Genomic DNA, 15,585 nt, shown 5'->3' on the forward strand with positions numbered 1-15,585 from the left:
CATGCGCCACCTCACAGGTGAACCGCACCATTTGCCGGGCAACCGCACTGCCTTGGGTGACCATCAGCCGCAGCACTTCCTGTTCAGCGTCGAGGCGGGCGTGGCCACGCTCACGCTGAACCGCCCCGAGCGCAAGAACCCGCTCACCTTCGATTCCTATGCCGAGCTGCGCGACCTGTTCCGCGCGCTGGCGTATGCGGACGACGTCAAGGCGATCGTCGTCACCGGCGCCGGCGAGAACTTCTGTTCCGGCGGCGACGTGCACGACATCATCGGCCCGCTCACGAAACTCGACATGCCGGGCCTGCTCGCGTTCACCCGCATGACCGGCGACCTGGTGAAAGCCATGCGCGCCTGTCCGCAGCCGGTGGTGGCCGCGATCGACGGCGTCTGCGCCGGCGCCGGCGCGATTCTCGCGCTGGCCTCGGACATCCGCTACGGCACCGCGCGCAGCAAGACCGCCTTCCTGTTCACGCGGGTGGGCCTGGCCGGCTGCGACATGGGCGCCTGCGCGCTGCTGCCGCGCGTGATCGGCCAGGGCCGCGCCGCCGAACTGCTCTACACTGGGCGCAGCCTCGGTGGCGAGGAAGCCGAACGCTGGGGCTTCTTCAACCGCCTGTGCGCGCCCGAGCACGTGCTGGCCGATGCGCAAGCCTTTGCCGCCGCGCTGGCCGCCGGCCCCACCTTCGCCCATGGCATGACCAAGAAAATGCTGCAGCAGGAATGGAACATGGGCGTCGACGAAGCCATCGAGGCCGAAGCCCAGGCCCAGGCGATCTGCATGGCCACCAACGATTTTCATCGCGCCTACCACGCCTTCGTGGCGAAGGAAAAACCGCAATTCGAAGGAGACTGAACGCATGGCCGATACCGACTACCTGAACTGGCCCTTCCTCGACGGCCGTCACCGCGAACTGGCGCTGGAGCTGGACGCCTGGGCTGCGCAGAACATCGCGCAGCAACATGACCACGACGTCGACGCCGCCTGCCGCGCCCTGGTCAAACAGCTGGGCGCGGCGGGATGGCTGAAGCACGCGATCGGCGGCCGCGCATATGGCGGCGCCGGCGAGGCCATCGACACGCGCGCGGTCTGCCTGATCCGCGAAACGCTGGCGCGCCATTCCGGCCTGGCCGATTTCGCCTTTGCCATGCAGGGCCTGGGCAGCGGCGCGATCACCCTGTTCGGCAGCGACGAGAACAAGGAGGAGTACCTGACCCGGGTCGGCCGCGGCGAGGCAATTGCCGCCTTTGCCCTGTCCGAGCCGGACGCCGGTTCCGACGTGGCGGCGATGGCCTGCGCGGCGACGCCCGACGGCGACCACTACGTGCTCAATGGCGAGAAGACCTGGATCTCCAACGGCGGCATCGCCGACATGTACGTCGTGTTCGCGCGCAGCGGCGAAGCGCCCGGCGCGCGCGGCATCTCCGCCTTCATCGTCGATGCGGACTCGTCCGGCTTCGAGATCGCCGAACGCATCGACGTCATCGCCCCGCATCCGCTGGCGCGCCTGCGCTTCACCGATTGCCGCGTGCCGGCGTCGAAACGCCTGGGAGAAGGGGGGCAGGGCTTCAAGGTGGCGATGGCGACCCTCGACATCTTCCGCACCTCGGTCGCCGCCGCCGCACTCGGCTTCGCGCGCCGTGCCCTTGACGAAGCGCTGGCGCGCGCGACCGGCCGCAAGATGTTCGGCAAGACCCTGGCCGACTTCCAGCTGACCCAGGCCAAGCTGGCCCAGATGGCGACCGGCATCGACGCCGCCGCGCTGCTGACCTACCGCGCCGCCTGGCAGCGCGACGGGGGCCGGCGCGTGACGAAGGAAGCGGCAATGGCCAAGCTGACCGCCACCGAAACGGCGCAGGGAGTGATCGACGCCGCCGTGCAGATGTTCGGCGGCCTGGGCGTGGTGAGCGAGCAGCCGGTCGAGCGCCTGTACCGCGAGATCCGCTCGCTGCGCATCTATGAAGGCGCGACCGAGGTGCAGCAGTTGATCATCGCGCGCGAACTGTTGGCCGAAGCTGCGGCCGAAGCGGTGCCGCGTGGCTGAGACTTTCGTGCGCAGCGTGCAGGTGCGCTTCGGCGATTGCGACCCGGCCGGCATCGTGTTCTATCCGCGCTACTTCGAGATGTTCAACAACCTGGTCGAAGACTGGTGCGCCGACGCGTTGGGCACCTCGTTCCAGGAGCTGCACGGCGTGCGTGGACTCGGCCTGCCGACCGTGCATGTCGAGACCGACTTCGTCGCCACCAGCAAGCTCGGCGACCGGCTGGAGGCCACGCTGTCGGTCCTGAAGATCGGCGGCGCCTCGGTCAGCGTGGCGATCCGCCTGCGCGGCGGCGATGGCGCCGAGCGCGTGCGCGCCACCCTGGTGCTGGCGCTGATGGACTTGCAGGGCGCGCGCGCAACGCGGATTCCCGAATCGATGCGCGAACGCATGGCCCGGTACGTGATTAACGATTGAGAGGCAAATATCCATGGAATTCCTGCAACCAGAAGGCTGGGCCAAACCGCGCGGCTATGCCAACGGCGTCGCCGCCTCGGGGCGGATGGTATTCGTCAGCGGCATGGTCGGCTGGGACGCGCAAGGCGTGTTCCACACCGACGACTTCGCCGGCCAGGTGCGCCAGGCACTGGAAAACATCGTCGCCGTGCTGGCCGAGGGTGGCGCCAAACCCGAGCACATCGTGCGCATGACCTGGTATGTGCTCGACAAGAAGGAATATGTCGCCGCCTACCCGGAAATCGGCGTGGCTTACCGCGACCTGATCGGGCGCCATTTTCCGACCATGAGCGCGGTGCAGGTGGCGGGGCTGGTGGAGGACCGGGCGCGGGTCGAGATCGAAGTCACGGCCGTGGTGCCGGAACAGGAAACCGGCTGATACTGCGTTGTAGCCCTGCGCGTACTGCCGGATTTTTGAAGTGGCGCAGCGTATTTTTATTGTAATTTTGGTATAGACTTGTCCGGAAAGCCGAGCGACATCCAATACGATTCAAGCGTGCCCTCCAGAAAGGTCGTCGAATGATATCGCAAGAGGAATACCTGGCGCTTGTCCACGAAATGGTCAAGGTCGCAATTCCCGAAGAACTGATGGCGTTTGAATTATCCGGGACGTACATTTCGGGGCAACTCTTTGAAAACGGTACAACAGAGGGTGGCGGTTCCGGTGGCGTGACCGAATTTCAGTTTCTCGATGGGGCAACCGAATTACTCAATTTCGTCGGCCTGATGATCGGGACCTTCGAAGGGATCTGGAAGGTCATCGAACGTATCCGGAAGAAACGCGCCCAGGTCGCGGATGAGGAAATCGTCAAGCAGTGGCGGGATTATCTTCGCGAGCGGGGCGTGGAAAACGCTTTGGCCGACGACGTTGTGGCGCGGTTTCGCAGTGATGTGATCACGCTTGCGCGTCATTCATCGGCGGCATGAACCTCGACGACGACGAGGTCTGGCGCAATGGCATGCGCGATGCCGAAACACGTGGACAACGGGCACGCAATATCCTGCTCCTGTTTGTGCTGGGTCCAACGGTCGTGCGGCTGCTCATGGGGGATATCCTCGCTGCCTTGATCGAACTGGCGATCGTCACCGCCGTCATGGCCTGCCTGTTGCGGCCTCCGTCGACCGCGGCCCTCACCGACCTCGGTGAGGAGCGTCCGCTATTTGTCGAATTACGGCAGGAGATCCACGACATCGGCAAAGCGCTTGGCCTGCACCGCTCGTTGCTGCACCTGAAGCTGAATGCGGCCAATTTCGGCGCCAACCCGCATATCCGTGGTCCGCGCGCGGGGAGATTGCTCGGATTGGCGCGACCGGCGCCGGTCTTCCTCGAGATTCCGCTCGGTTTCCTCAAGTTCTACCAGGAAGACCGCGCGGCGGCACGTGCAATCCTGGCGCACGAGTTGGCCCATATGCGGCACCAGGATTGGGAACTGTGGACTTTTGCGTCGGCTGCGACCGCTTTCATCAAATGGCTCAGCATTCCGGTAGCCATTGTGACCGCGATGACCGGGGTCGCATCCGAACTCGACGTCCATCGCTTTGCCAGTGAACGGCACCTGGCCTCCGTGGACGCCTATCGCCAGCAAAAGTACCTGCGGGATGCCCGTGGCGACACCGGGCGGGCGCTGGAAATCGCCGCGGCGCATGCCGCGCGCGATGCGCAGGAACGGCAATCGAAGATGGATGAATCCGCGCTGGTTCGGGAAGACCGGGCTTCCCGGCTGCTGGCTGCGGCGCTGCCGCTCTCGTTTCGGATCCTGCTCGTTCTGTCGATACTGCGGTTGCGGAAAAAATCCGAAGCGGCCGCCGATCATCTGGCAGCGCTGGTCACCTCTCCGCGCGACCTGATGCGGGCGCTCGCGAGGTTCGGGGAGCCCCGTCCCTGGTGGAAGATCTTGAGTGCGCATCCCAGCCTGCGCGTTCGTCTGCGGGCATTGCAACAGCGATGTCCGGCAAGTACGGAAGAGCTTGCGCCGAAACCGGGGAAAACCGGGCCGCCGGGTTCGATCGTCGCTACCTTGACAGGCCGCACGGGCATCGCGGCCTGGCTCGACAATCCGCAAGCCGGGGTACGCCGTTTTCGCAGGGTTGGCTTGTTCGTGTCGCTGCTGTGTGCCGAACCGCTCGGAAGCCTGGTCCACTGGTGCATCCACTCGACACTGTCGACCTGGATTTCCAGCCCGCTCCCAGTGTCCGCTTCATTGGACGGCCTGGCGTTTGCCTCGATTGTGTTAATCGTCCACCGATTGATCCGACGCGGCATTCTGCCGCAGCTGATCAGCGCACTGCTGGGTGGGACGGTTTTCTACATGATGGCAATCGCTTACCGCTGGAGCATGGCGATGGACCTGGAGATCGGCTGGTACGATTTTTTTTATCGGTTTCCGACGCATTTCGCGGAAGCGTTTGCACTGCTGCTTGCTTTTTCCTGGGCCTTGTCGCGCGGGCGGTCTGAGACGGCGGCGTTCGGCCTGGCTGTCGGATGTTCGTTTGTTATAGGCTGGCTGGCGACGGTTGCCAATCCCGCGCTGTGGAACAGCCCCCTTCGGGAAGAATTCGGACCACGCGTGCGCCTCCTCCTGAGCCTTGACATCGCCAGGCTGATGGTGTTCTGGCTGGTATTTGGCTTGCGGCAGGAATGGGCCAGGTCTCGCTCGGCACGGCTGGGTCGAATCCGGCAACGAAGCAACGGGATCAACGGCGTCGTGGGAAAGCCCGACCGGTCAAGCTGAAACCGTGACAACCTCTGGCAACAGGAGCGCTCGTGAACGACCCTTCCAAAAGCGTGGCATCCGCAGCCGGGAACGGCGGCGAGACCATTTACCCGGCCATCGCGGACATGGTGAACGCCCTGGCCTGGCCATGCGTGCTGCTGCTGGTCCTGTTCGTCATCCGCAAGGAAATTCATGCCCTGTTGCGAAGCTTGAGCGTCCGCCTGCGATCCGGGGCTGCGGTCAAGATGGGAGCGTTCGAGGTCGGGGCGGTCAACGTCGACCACGTCAATCTTGTCGGGCCTGGTGCCGAGGCGCGACTGGACGATGGACGCCGCTCCAATGACCGGCGCGATTATTACAGGAAGTGCAGGCGCCTGTTGCTCGTTCACCGGCTCGCGAAATCGCGGACCGAGGGACAGGAATTCGATATCCTGGTTTACCTGATCCCTGATGAAGGAAAAGGCACCCTGGCCGCTGTCAGCAAGGTGGAATATTACTTTGGCTCGTACTGGGGCGACAGGATCTTCAGCTCGGCCAAACGCCATGCCGGTTTTCCGGTCCGCTTGTCCGCGTATGGGCCCACCTTGTGCACGGCCGAGGTGTTTTTTACGGACGGGGAATCCGTTATTCTTGCCAGATTTCTCGACTTCGAGATGGGCGCAAGTGCGCCGATGATTTCCGATACCGATTCGGGAACATGAAACGGGCATGCTGCTTCGGCGGTGGACGGTTCCGGCTACCTGAACACGATCGCCCGGAACACGCGGCGCTTCATGACGCCACCACCAGATGGCGCCGCACCTCCGGCTCGCCCGCGCCGATATGAAACGCGAACTTGCGTTCGCGTAGCGCCACATCCGCTTCGGTGATCCGGTAAAAGCGCCGCAAATGCGCGGTCCAGTTTTCGTCGGTGATCTGTTCGGTGAACTGTCCCGGGTCGTTCACGTCCTGCAGCAGTTCCCAGCCGAGCGCGCCCAGGGCCAGGCGGCTGCGGCGGCTCTCCTGCATCAGGGCGATGAATTCCTCGCTGCGCGCGGGGTCGATCCGGTAGATCACCGAGACCACGATGCGGCCCTGCGTCGGCGCGATGGCCGCCACCGGTTTCGTCAATGGCGTCGCCGGCGTCAGGTTCTCGATCTGGCCACGGTCCTGCACCAGGCGCAGGACGACGAACATCGTCAGCGCGCCGCTGGCGGCGGCGACGATCAGGCTGTTGCGCACGCTGTCCTGGCTGGCCAGGTGGCCCCAGGCCGCGGCGCCGAGCGCGCTGGCGCCCATCAAGGCCATCTGGTAGATCGCCATGGCGCGCGCACGCACCCAGTCGGGCAGCGCCATCTGGATCGACACGCTGAGGGAATTGGCGGTCGTGATCCAGGCCATCCCCGACAGAGCCATGGCCGCCATGGCGAGGTACAGGTTGCTGCCCAGCGCAATCGTCAGCGTCGTCACGGCCTGCAGCAGCGCGCCATGCCAGACCAGGGTGTCGCGCGTGACCGCGTTGCGGATGCGCGGCAGCAGCAGCACCGCGACGATCGCGCCGCCGCCCATGCAGGCCAGCAGCGCCGTAAAGGCGGCGGCGCCGCCGTCGCTGCCCCCGTGCAGGTTGCGCGCGACCAGCGGCAGCAGGGCCAGCTGGGCGGTCGAATGGAAGAAGAACACGGCGATGCGCGCCAGCACCGCCTTGACGCGCGGCGACTGGCGCACGAAGCTGATCCCGATGCGCATGGCGCTGCGCAGGCGCTCGCGTCCGAGCGGGTCGGGCACGTGTTCGCGGCGCCAGCGCATGATCACGCAGCCGGCGGCGACCGACAGCGCGGCATTCAACAGGAAGACGTACACGGTGCCGATGCTGGCGATGGTCGCGCCGGCGATCAGCGGGCCGGCGATGCGCGAGGCATTCATGGCGATGCCGTTCAGGCCCAGGGCGGCCGGCAGGTGCGCGCGCGGCACCAGTTCCGGCACGATCGCGGCGAACACCGGCCAGCGCATGGCCAGGCCGATCCCGTTCGCAAACGTCAGCGCCAGCAGCAGGCCCGGACTCATGGCGTCGAACAGCACGACGACCGACATCGCCACCGCCACGGCGGCGACCCAGAACTGGGTGAGGATGAAGTAGCGGCGGCGGTCGACGATGTCGGCCAGCGCGCCGCTCGGCAGGCCGAGCAGGAAGACCGGCAGCGTCGAGGCGGTCTGCACCAGCGCCACCCAGACCGGTTCGCGCGTCAGCGAGGTCATCATCCAGGCGGCGGCGACGTCGTTCATCCACATGCACAAATTGGCGGTCAGCCAGACGCCCCAGAGCATGCGGAACGCCGGATGCAGCAGCGGCGCCAGTGACGCGGGCACGTTCGATTCGGTTGCGGCGGATGGCGGCGATGGATCTGGCGAAGACATGTGCGTTGTCGGATGATGATGCCTGATTCTACTCTTCCAGCGGCTTGACATGCCGCTCGATCAGTTCCAGCATCCCCTGCGCCGCGATCGACAGCGTCTCGTCCTTGCGCGTGACGACCAGGATCGGCCGCGTCTGCTCCTGCGGCGCCAGCGGGATGGCGGCCAGGTCCAGCAGGCGGAACTGGAACAGGGTCAGTTGCGGCACCAGGCTCACGCCCAGGCCTTGTTCGACCAGGCCCGCCACCGTCGCCAGGTGTTCGACTTCGAAGCCCGAATGCACGGCCGGCACGTCGCGCAGCAGGATGTCGACGTACTGGCGTACGCTCGACGACTTGGCGAGGTGGACGATGTCGTGGCCGGCCAGGTCGCCTGGCCTGATGCGGCGCTTTTTTGCCAGCGGATGGTCGCGCCGGCAGACCAGGTAGAACGGGTCGCTGCCCAGCACGCGCGCGTCGAACTCATGGAAGTCGGCTCCGGGCGCCGTCAGCACCAGGTCGGCCTTCCGTTGGCGCAGCAGCGCCAGGCACTGGTCGGACAAGGCATCGTGCAGCGACACGGCCACGCCTGGATACAGGCGCCGGTACTCGGCGATCACGGCCGGCAGCGCCCGCGCCGCCAGCGAGGGCAGGGCGGCGATCGCGACGCGGCCGCGGCGGCGGGCGACGTAATCGGCCATGTCGTCGAAGGCGGCTTCGATGTCGGCGATCAGCGTGCGCGCCGCTTCGGAAAACAGTTCGCCTTCGGGCGTGAGCGTGACGTTGCGGGTATCGCGCTCGAACAGGCGCGTACCCGCCGCTTCTTCCAGTTTGCGGATCATCGCGCTGAAGGCGGGCTGCGAGGTATGGCAGCGTTCGGCCGCGCGCGTGAAATGGCGTGTTTCCTCGAGTGCGACGAAGGCGTACAGCAGCCTGGTGGAGATGTTGGTCGTCATCGTGTGATTGATTCGATAAACGGATTAATCCATCTGAAATGACCATTGTACTTAATGGGTGAAGCGCGGGACACTGGCTGCATGGGAGGAGCACACATGAAAACGATCAGGATCGGCGCCGGCGCCGGCTACTCCGGCGACCGCCTGGAGCCGGCGGTGGAACTGGCGCAGAAGGGCGCGCTCGACTATCTCATCTTCGAGTGCCTGGCCGAACGCACGATCGCGCTGGCCCAGCGCGCGCGCATGGCGGACCCCGATGCCGGCTACGATCCACTGCTGGCCGAACGCATGCATGCGGTGCTGCCGCTGTGCCATGCGCAGGGCATCCGCATCCTGACCAACATGGGCGCGGCCAATCCGCTGGCGGCCGCCGCCAGGGTGCGCGAGATCGCACGCTCGCTCGGACTGGATGGGCTGAAGGTGGCCGCTGTCGTCGGCGACGACGTGCTGGCCACGGTGCGCGCCGGCGACTACCTCGACGACAGCGGCCAGCCGGTGAACCGCTTCGGCGAACGCCTGCTGTCGGCCAACGCCTATCTGGGCGCGCAGCCGCTGGTCGATGCGCTGGCGGCCGGGGCCGACGTCGTCGTCACCGGCCGCGCCGCCGATCCGGCGCTGGTGCTGGCGCCGCTGGTCCACGAATTCGGCTGGGCCATGGACGACTGGCACCGGCTGGGGCAGGGCACGCTGGTCGGGCACCTGCTCGAATGCGCGGGGCAGATCACGGGCGGCTACTTCGCCGATCCGGGCTACAAGGATGTGGCCGGGCTGGCGCGCCTTGGTTTCCCGATCGGCGAAGTGGCCGAGGATGGCACGGTCGTCATCACCAAGGTGGCGGGCAGCGGTGGCCAGGTGACGGCGGCCACCTGCAAGGAACAGCTGCTGTACGAGATCCACGACCCGGGCGCCTACCTGACGCCGGACGTCGCCGCCGATTTTTCCGGCGTGCGTATCACCGAGATAGGCCCTGACCGGGTGCGGGTCGAAGGCGCCAGCGGCCATCCGCGGCCGGAGACGCTGAAGGTCTCGATCGGCTACATCGACAGCTATATTGGCGAGGGCCAGATGTCGTATGCCGGCCCCGGTGCGCTGGCGCGTGCCCGGCTGGCGCTGGCCATCGTCGAGGAGCGCCTGCAGCTCACCGGCGTGCAGGCGGACGAGCTGCGCTACGATATCGTCGGCGTGAACGCCATGCACCGCGACGATCTCGCAGCGGCGCACCCGGAGCCTTACGAGGTGCGCATCCGCGTTGCCGGCCGCACCGCCAGCCTGCGCGAGGCAACCCGCATCGGCAACGAAGTCGAGAGCCTGTACACCTGCGGCCCGGCCGGCGGCGGCGGCGCCTTCAAATCGGCGCGCGACGTGGTCGCCGTGGTCTCGACCCTGCTGCCGCGCGAGGCCGTCCATCCAACCGTCCATTTCGGGGAGCTCCAGCATGCTGTTACGTGAAATCGCGCATGCGCGCGCCGGCGACAAGGGGAACATCTCGAACATCTGCGTGATCGCCTACGACCCGCGCGATTATGCGCTGCTGGAACGGCACCTGACCGCCGAGCGGGTGGCGGCGCACTTCGCGGAAATAGCCGGCGGCGAGGTGCGACGTTATGCACTGCCGGCGCTCGGCGCCCTGAACTTCGTGCTGCACGGGGCCTTGAGCGGCGGCGTCACGCGCTCGCTGGCGCTGGACGCGCACGGCAAGACCCTGGGCTCGGCCATCCTCGGCATCGAGATTCCCGACTCAACGCAGCCCTGAATCGAATAACAGACAAGGAGACACCCCATGAGCCTCACAAGACTGCCCGCTGTTGCCATCACAGCCATCTACCTCGCCTTCGCCGGCACGGTATCCGCCGCCACCTTCCCCGAAAAACCGATCCGCTTCGTTGTCCCTTTTGCCGCCGGCACCGCCACCGACCAGCTGGCGCGCGCGCTGGGCCAGGCAATCACGCTCGAGACAAGGCAGCAGGTCATCGTCGACAACCGCCCCGGCGGCAACGGTTTCATCGGCGCCAACGAAGCGGCGCGCGCGGCCCCGGATGGCTACACGGTGCTGATCGCAACCAACACCACTCATGCCGCGGCCGAGCACCTGTACAAGCGGGTTCCTTACGATCCTGTGAAAAGCTTCGCGCCGATCACCGCGCTGGGCAAGGGCGGTCAGATCATGGTCGTGAACGCAACCTCGCCGGTGACGAACGTAGGCGACTTCATCGCGCGCGCAAAAAAGGAGCCGGGCAAGATCACCTTCGGCAGCGGCAGTTCGTCGAGCCGGGTCGCGGGCGAACTGTTCCAGCAAATGGCGGGCGTGCAGCTGCTGCACGTGCCCTATAAAAGCAATACCTATGCGATCACCGACCTGATGGGCGGCCAGATCCAGATGATGATTACCGATACCGCCACCGGCCTGCCGCACATCAAGAGCGGCAAGCTGCGCGCCCTCGGCTATTCGGGCAGCACCCGCTCGGCGCTGGCGCCGACGGTGCCAACGATTGCCGAGGCGGGCGTCAAGGGTTACGACATCGGCTACTGGTTCGCGGCCTATGCGCCGGCAAAAACGCCGGCGCCGGTCGTCGCCCGCCTCAACGAACTGCTGCGCCGCGCCGCCAACAGCCCGACGGCGAACAGCGGCTTCTATGCCATGAGCGGCACCACGGTGTTCCTGACTTCGCCGCAGGAACTGGCGTCGTTCCAGGCGGCCGAATCGACGCGCTGGGGCGAGATCATTCGCAAGGCGGGCATCGAAAAAGAATAGGGCGCGCTGCGCCTGGCCACACTGCCTGCCTTCCGATCATCGTAGCGTGGACTCCCGAGTCCACGCGGTACCGCGTAAGCACTCCGATATGCATGAGAAAGGCCGTGGACGGAGTCCACCCTGCGTATCGCGCGACGCGGATTGTGCAACGGGCTCGGTGTTAGCCGAGAGCCAGGCCACACTGGCCGCGTTTCGGTGATCGCAGGCCTGAGCTCAATCCTCGTGCGGCGCCGTGCCGGTGACGGCCGGCGCAGCCTCCTGCACCAGGTAGTTGTCCTTCAGCCGCACGTAATGCTCGGCCAGGTAGCGGTTGTGGGCGAGTTCTTCCGCGCTGAGCGGCCGCACCTTGCGCGCCGGCCGCCCCACGTACAGGTAGCCGCTCTCGAGCACCTTGCCCGGCGGGACCAGGCTGCCGGCGCCGACGATCACCCTGGCGCCGACCACCACGTCGTCCATCAGGATCGCGCCCATGCCGATCAGGCATTCGTCGCCGATGGTGCAGCCGTGCAGGATCACCGCGTGGCCGACCGTGACGTAGTCGCCGATCAGCAGCGGCGTGCCCTGCGGGTTGTTCTCGTTGCGGTGCGAGACGTGGCCCATCGAAAAATCCTGGATGTTGGTGCAGCGGCCGATGTGGATGTGGTTGACGTCGCCGCGCAGCACGGCGTTGCACCAGACCGAACTGTCGTCGCCGATGCGCACGTCGCCGATGACTTGCGCCGAGTCGTGCAGGAAGACGCGCGCGCCGATGGCGGGGTCGAAATCGAGGTAGCTGGTGACAGGCATTGCATGCTCCCGGTTGAAGTTGCAAAGGATATCGCAGCCTGGCCGGGCAAGCGCAGCCCGCCTATAGGTCCATTCTACGCATATTGGCCGGGTTTTCTGCAAGCAGATCTCTCTGCGCTACCGGCGTCCCATAAAAAAGCCGCGTCCATCGTTCGACGGGCGCGGTTTTCTTGCCACTCTGTGACCTGCAAGCCGGACTCAGGCTGCCTGGATGTCCCTGATCACTTGCGGCGGCGCAGCGCGCCCATGCCCGCCAGCGCCACGCCCATCAGGGCCAGCGAAGCCGGTTCCGGCACGTCGGCCGGCACCACGGCCGCCGGGTTCACGTTCAGGATGTCGAAGGCCCAGCTGCCGTTGCGCCGGATGTCCATTTCGTCGACGAAGCCGTTGCGGAAGTTCTGGTACTGCGCGCCGGCATAGTAGAAGCCGTCGGCCAGGTTGTCGCTGACGCTGTAGTTGTTGTACTGCTGGAGCGAGACGGTGTAGTTGCCGGCGGCCAGTTCGATCTCGAAATTGACGTCCCAGCACTGGCGGCTGACGGCATCGGCCGCGACCCGGCCGCATTCGCCGTCGTCCTGCTGGCCGATCAGCTGGCCGGCGCCGTTGAACAGCGCCATGATCGGGTCGAAGCCGCCGCGCGCGATCGTCTGGCCGGCCGCGTTCACGCCGCCGGCATACGACCAGCTGCGCAGGCCGACGGTCGAGGTTTCGCCGACCGTGAAGTTGATCAGCTGGACGTCGTTATCGTAGGTGAACTGGCCGGTGTACGAAGTATTTGCGGCGCTGGCCGGGGCGACGCTGGCGCACAGGGCGGCGAGGAGGGCGATCAGTTTCAGTTTCATGTTGTTTGTCTCGTCTATCTAGTTGTGGAATGTTGTGGACGCACAGCGCGGAAGCGCCGTGCGTCTTTTTTTCTCTTACTTCAGGCCGCCGCCGACCACCGACAGCTTGCTGAAGGTCGCCGTCTGGGTCGCCGTATTGCTGCCCGAGGACACCGCCATGCCGACGTACAGCGTCGGCGCCGTGACGTTGACGCTGGTTGCTTCGGTCCAGCTCAAGCCGTCGCGCGAGGCCGCCGAGTACAGTGCGTTGCCGCGCCGTTCGATGCGTACCCAGACCGGCAGCGTGCTCGTCAAGAAGCCCGGCAGCACCGACTTGTTGTCGCCGTTGATGGCGCGGCGGATCTCGCCGGTGTTGGCGTAGCGCGCGGTCCAGGCATAGGTGCCGTTGCCCGCGACCGAATCGGTCGCCAGCAGGCCGGCGCGGGCGCCGCTGCTGCTGCCGCCTTGCGCCAGCATCCGCGCCGTCATCACGAAGTTCCCGGTCAGCGGCATGTACTTGAAGTAGTGGTTGTAGCTGGTCGAGGTCGAGATGTTGCCGGCGCCGGTGATGGTGTGCACGCCGTTGAGGGTCGTGCTCGCGCCCGGCGCGGTCACGCCGGCGCTCATGCTGCCTGCGCCGACGCCGGTGTTGCAGGCGAACAGGCCGCTGCAGACGGGTGCATTCGCTGGTGGCGTGACCGGTGGCGTCACCGGCGGAGTCACAGGCGGATTCACCGGCGGGTTCGGATCGATCGGCGGCAGCGGCGGCAGGCTGGTGCCGCTGGCGCAGGTGGCGCCCGTGCCGGGGTTGTTGACGCGGCCGGCGCCGGCATTGTTCTTCACGAACACGCAGGCCTGGTCGGCCGGCAGGGCGGTGTAGGCGTAGGGCGGGGTCCAGTTGGCCAGGCGCGGCAGGCCGGTCGCCGTCATCAGGGCTTCCGAAATGTCGATGGCGCCGCCGACCCAGGGCCTGGTGTCGTCGCCCTTGTCGTTGATGAACAGTTCGCCCGCGGCGCGGTAGCTGATTGCGCTCTTGCCGTCGGAGACCTTGCCGCCGACGTCTTTCGGCTTCAGGTTGGTGAACAGGTAGTAGTTATTCTCGGACAGCACGTCGGACTGGAAGCGCACGTCCAGGCCGCCCTCGAACTTCATGTCCTTGTCGGCCGGCTGGGTATCGGCTTCGAGCAGGTTGTTGAAGGTGTGCAGCTGGCCGAAGCGCACCAGCGGCAGGCGGCTGGCGGTGCCGTGCCAGTACATGCCGGTAAAGGTCACGTGCAGGCGGCCGGCGTCGCTCCAGGCGCGGCCGCTGTCGCCGTTGCCGACCAGGGTGGTCTTGCCGTGCCTGGTGAAGTAGCTGTTCGACATGGTCACATAGTCGGAGCCGCGCACGATGTCGAGCGCGCCGTCATGGCGGGTGTCGCTCGCCAGCTTGTCCGGGGTGTCGCCGTCGCTGACCGTCAGATGGTCGATCCAGACGTTCTGCGAGCGCGAGATGGTGGCGCCGTCGGCATAGGCGTTGCCCGAATCTTCGGGGTTGACGTCCCATGGCGTGTCGAGCGCGATGTTGCGGATGATGACGTTGCGGGTCCAGGTCGGGTACAGGTCGCCGTCCTTGCCGGATGCGACCCAGGCCTTGAAATCGGCTTCCGGATCGCGGCCGGGCGCCGTCGCCAGTTCGCTGCCGACGAGCAGGGTGGTGCCGGTGATGCGCGCCGCGCGCCCTTGTGCGTCGTTGATGCCGACCAGCGTGGTGTTCGACGGGATGTTGATCGAGCCGCCGAATTTCTGGTCGTTGTAGCTCTCGTATTCCTTGAAGACCGTGTTGTTGGCGCTCATGCGCAAGTCGATGTGGCCGACGATGCGGATGATCTTCGGCGCCAGGCCGGCTTCGTGCAGGGCGGCGACCAGCTGCTGGCCGTTATACACCGTGTACACGTGCTGCGGCAGGGCGTTGCGCCCGCCGGTGACGATCACCTTCTGGTGCGTGCCGCCGTTGCGCTTGTAGCTGTGCCAGCCATTGGCCGGCGCCACGTCGCATTCGAAGCTCAGGACGCCACCCGTCGGGTCGCTGGTGGCGAACTGCCAGGCCGGCAGCACCGGGGCAGCGCGGTAGTTGGCCGGTGCGTGCTTGCCGTCGATGAGCACCGGCGGGCCGGGGCGGCGGGTGCCGAAGGTGCCCAGCTGCAGCGGCGTCGAATCTCCGGTCAGGGTTTGCGCGTCGATGCCGTCCAGCGCCAGCGCCGGGCAGGCGGTGGCAGCTGTGGTGACGGCCGTTGCGGCGACGACCTTCGACAGGGTGGTTGCCGACGGCGCGCCGGGCGTCGCCACGTCGCTTGCGCCGCAGGCGCTCAGCAGTACCGCGACCGCTGCCGCAATGCTGGTGCGTTGCAGTTTTCGAATCATTTTTCTCGTCTCCTCGTTATTGTAGTAGTACGGAATTGCTCGGTCCAGTTACCAACTTGGCATACCAAAATCGTTAGGTGGCCCGACCAATTATGTAAATACTATCGAGGGTTTTTACGGCCGTCCATCAATTTCGCTAACAAAATATTATTCAGCACGGGTTGTCATGTTGCATATAAATCACAAACGGTCGTGCGTTTATTGGCTGGCACGAATAGGAAAGCGGTCATACCACGCCGGCGCAAGGTTGGACAGCATAAATATTTCTATGCAAACTGGTCGAAC

General features: G+C 66.0%; 15 protein-coding genes. 10 read left to right on the forward strand and 5 right to left on the reverse strand.

Annotated elements, in window-relative coordinates; all coding sequences use genetic code 11:
- Position 1 precedes the first annotated feature (1 nt).
- The 7 genes from AC56LG_RS16405 (at position 2) to AC56LG_RS16435 (ending at position 5,914) form a co-directional block, all read left to right on the forward strand.
- Positions 2-856: an enoyl-CoA hydratase family protein gene (locus AC56LG_RS16405; protein WP_497167132.1), complete on the forward strand. Its 855-nt coding sequence runs from the start codon at positions 2-4 to the stop codon at positions 854-856.
- A gap of 4 nt (positions 857-860) precedes the next feature.
- A complete protein-coding gene (locus AC56LG_RS16410) occupies positions 861-2,045 on the forward strand; it encodes an acyl-CoA dehydrogenase family protein (protein WP_497167133.1) in 1,185 nt (394 codons plus the stop codon).
- Complete coding sequence (locus AC56LG_RS16415) at positions 2,038-2,460, forward strand: acyl-CoA thioesterase (RefSeq protein WP_497167134.1); 423 nt, start codon at positions 2,038-2,040, stop codon at positions 2,458-2,460. Before AC56LG_RS16410 ends, AC56LG_RS16415 begins: the two co-directional genes overlap by 8 nt.
- A 13-nt stretch (positions 2,461-2,473) precedes the next feature.
- Positions 2,474-2,878 (forward strand): RidA family protein, encoded by a 405-nt coding sequence (locus AC56LG_RS16420; protein WP_497167135.1) that lies wholly within the window; start codon positions 2,474-2,476, stop codon positions 2,876-2,878.
- Positions 2,879-3,018: 140 nt separating this feature from the next.
- Entirely contained in the window at positions 3,019-3,426 is a 408-nt protein-coding gene (locus AC56LG_RS16425) for a hypothetical protein (RefSeq protein WP_497167136.1), read from the forward strand.
- A complete protein-coding gene (locus AC56LG_RS16430) occupies positions 3,423-5,231 on the forward strand; it encodes a M48 family metalloprotease (protein WP_497167137.1) in 1,809 nt (602 codons plus the stop codon). The genes AC56LG_RS16425 and AC56LG_RS16430 overlap by 4 nt, the downstream gene beginning before the upstream one ends.
- 32 nt (positions 5,232-5,263) lie before the next feature.
- Positions 5,264-5,914 (forward strand): pYEATS domain-containing protein, encoded by a 651-nt coding sequence (locus AC56LG_RS16435; RefSeq protein ID WP_497167138.1) that lies wholly within the window; start codon positions 5,264-5,266, stop codon positions 5,912-5,914.
- Positions 5,915-5,984: 70 nt separating this feature from the next.
- Here the strand turns inward: AC56LG_RS16435 and AC56LG_RS16440 are convergent, their stop codons facing one another.
- Together AC56LG_RS16440 and AC56LG_RS16445 are read right to left on the reverse strand one after the other, a co-directional pair.
- Positions 5,985-7,607 (reverse strand): MFS transporter, encoded by a 1,623-nt coding sequence (locus AC56LG_RS16440; protein ID WP_497167139.1) that lies wholly within the window; start codon positions 7,605-7,607, stop codon positions 5,985-5,987.
- Between the two features lie 28 nt (positions 7,608-7,635).
- Positions 7,636-8,538 carry a LysR family transcriptional regulator gene (locus AC56LG_RS16445; protein ID WP_497167140.1) on the reverse strand — a complete coding sequence of 301 codons (903 nt, stop codon included), beginning with the start codon at positions 8,536-8,538 and terminating at the stop codon, positions 7,636-7,638.
- 96 nt (positions 8,539-8,634) lie between these two features.
- On the opposite strand from AC56LG_RS16445, the gene AC56LG_RS16450 reads away from it, so the two are divergent.
- From AC56LG_RS16450 to AC56LG_RS16460, 3 genes are read left to right on the forward strand one after another with little or no spacing between them, the layout of a single operon-like run.
- Positions 8,635-9,987 (forward strand): acyclic terpene utilization AtuA family protein, encoded by a 1,353-nt coding sequence (locus AC56LG_RS16450; protein ID WP_497167141.1) that lies wholly within the window; start codon positions 8,635-8,637, stop codon positions 9,985-9,987.
- A complete protein-coding gene (locus AC56LG_RS16455) occupies positions 9,974-10,291 on the forward strand; it encodes an AtuA-related protein (RefSeq protein WP_497167142.1) in 318 nt (105 codons plus the stop codon). The genes AC56LG_RS16450 and AC56LG_RS16455 overlap by 14 nt, the downstream gene beginning before the upstream one ends.
- Positions 10,292-10,318: 27 nt before the next feature.
- The gene (locus AC56LG_RS16460; protein ID WP_497167143.1) at positions 10,319-11,290 is read left to right on the forward strand and encodes a Bug family tripartite tricarboxylate transporter substrate binding protein; all 972 of its coding nucleotides are present in this window, start codon (positions 10,319-10,321) and stop codon (positions 11,288-11,290) included.
- A 213-nt stretch (positions 11,291-11,503) separates the two neighbouring features.
- Here AC56LG_RS16460 and AC56LG_RS16465 read toward each other — a convergent pair whose 3' ends face one another.
- From AC56LG_RS16465 to AC56LG_RS16475, 3 genes are all read right to left on the reverse strand, one after another.
- On the reverse strand, positions 11,504-12,076 hold the full coding sequence (locus AC56LG_RS16465) for a gamma carbonic anhydrase family protein (protein ID WP_497167144.1): 573 nt from the start codon (positions 12,074-12,076) through the stop codon (positions 11,504-11,506).
- A 221-nt stretch (positions 12,077-12,297) separates the two neighbouring features.
- The gene (locus tag AC56LG_RS16470) at positions 12,298-12,918 is read right to left on the reverse strand and encodes a DVUA0089 family protein (protein ID WP_497167145.1); all 621 of its coding nucleotides are present in this window, start codon (positions 12,916-12,918) and stop codon (positions 12,298-12,300) included.
- Between the two features lie 75 nt (positions 12,919-12,993).
- A complete protein-coding gene (locus AC56LG_RS16475; protein WP_497167146.1) occupies positions 12,994-15,300 on the reverse strand; it encodes a pectate lyase family protein in 2,307 nt (768 codons plus the stop codon).
- Positions 15,301-15,585 lie beyond the last annotated feature (285 nt).

It is taken from the genome of Telluria sp. ZB2R32 (assembly GCF_059685715.1).

Bases quoted from the DNA above. Each gene is read 5' to 3' on its own strand.
- AC56LG_RS16405 (WP_497167132.1), top strand. From the start codon at position 2: ATGCGCCACCTCACAGGTGAACCGCACCATTTGCCGGGCAACCGCACT.
- AC56LG_RS16410 (WP_497167133.1), top strand. From the start codon at position 861: ATGGCCGATACCGACTACCTGAACTGGCCCTTCCTCGACGGCCGTCAC.
- AC56LG_RS16420 (WP_497167135.1), top strand. From the start codon at position 2,474: ATGGAATTCCTGCAACCAGAAGGCTGGGCCAAACCGCGCGGCTATGCC.
- AC56LG_RS16425 (WP_497167136.1), top strand. From the start codon at position 3,019: ATGATATCGCAAGAGGAATACCTGGCGCTTGTCCACGAAATGGTCAAG.
- AC56LG_RS16430 (WP_497167137.1), top strand. From the start codon at position 3,423: ATGAACCTCGACGACGACGAGGTCTGGCGCAATGGCATGCGCGATGCC.
- AC56LG_RS16440 (WP_497167139.1), bottom strand. From the start codon at position 7,607: ATGTCTTCGCCAGATCCATCGCCGCCATCCGCCGCAACCGAATCGAAC.
- AC56LG_RS16445 (WP_497167140.1), bottom strand. From the start codon at position 8,538: ATGACGACCAACATCTCCACCAGGCTGCTGTACGCCTTCGTCGCACTC.
- AC56LG_RS16450 (WP_497167141.1), top strand. From the start codon at position 8,635: ATGAAAACGATCAGGATCGGCGCCGGCGCCGGCTACTCCGGCGACCGC.
- AC56LG_RS16455 (WP_497167142.1), top strand. From the start codon at position 9,974: ATGCTGTTACGTGAAATCGCGCATGCGCGCGCCGGCGACAAGGGGAAC.
- AC56LG_RS16460 (WP_497167143.1), top strand. From the start codon at position 10,319: ATGAGCCTCACAAGACTGCCCGCTGTTGCCATCACAGCCATCTACCTC.
- AC56LG_RS16465 (WP_497167144.1), bottom strand. From the start codon at position 12,076: ATGCCTGTCACCAGCTACCTCGATTTCGACCCCGCCATCGGCGCGCGC.
- AC56LG_RS16470 (WP_497167145.1), bottom strand. From the start codon at position 12,918: ATGAAACTGAAACTGATCGCCCTCCTCGCCGCCCTGTGCGCCAGCGTC.
- AC56LG_RS16475 (WP_497167146.1), bottom strand. From the start codon at position 15,300: ATGATTCGAAAACTGCAACGCACCAGCATTGCGGCAGCGGTCGCGGTA.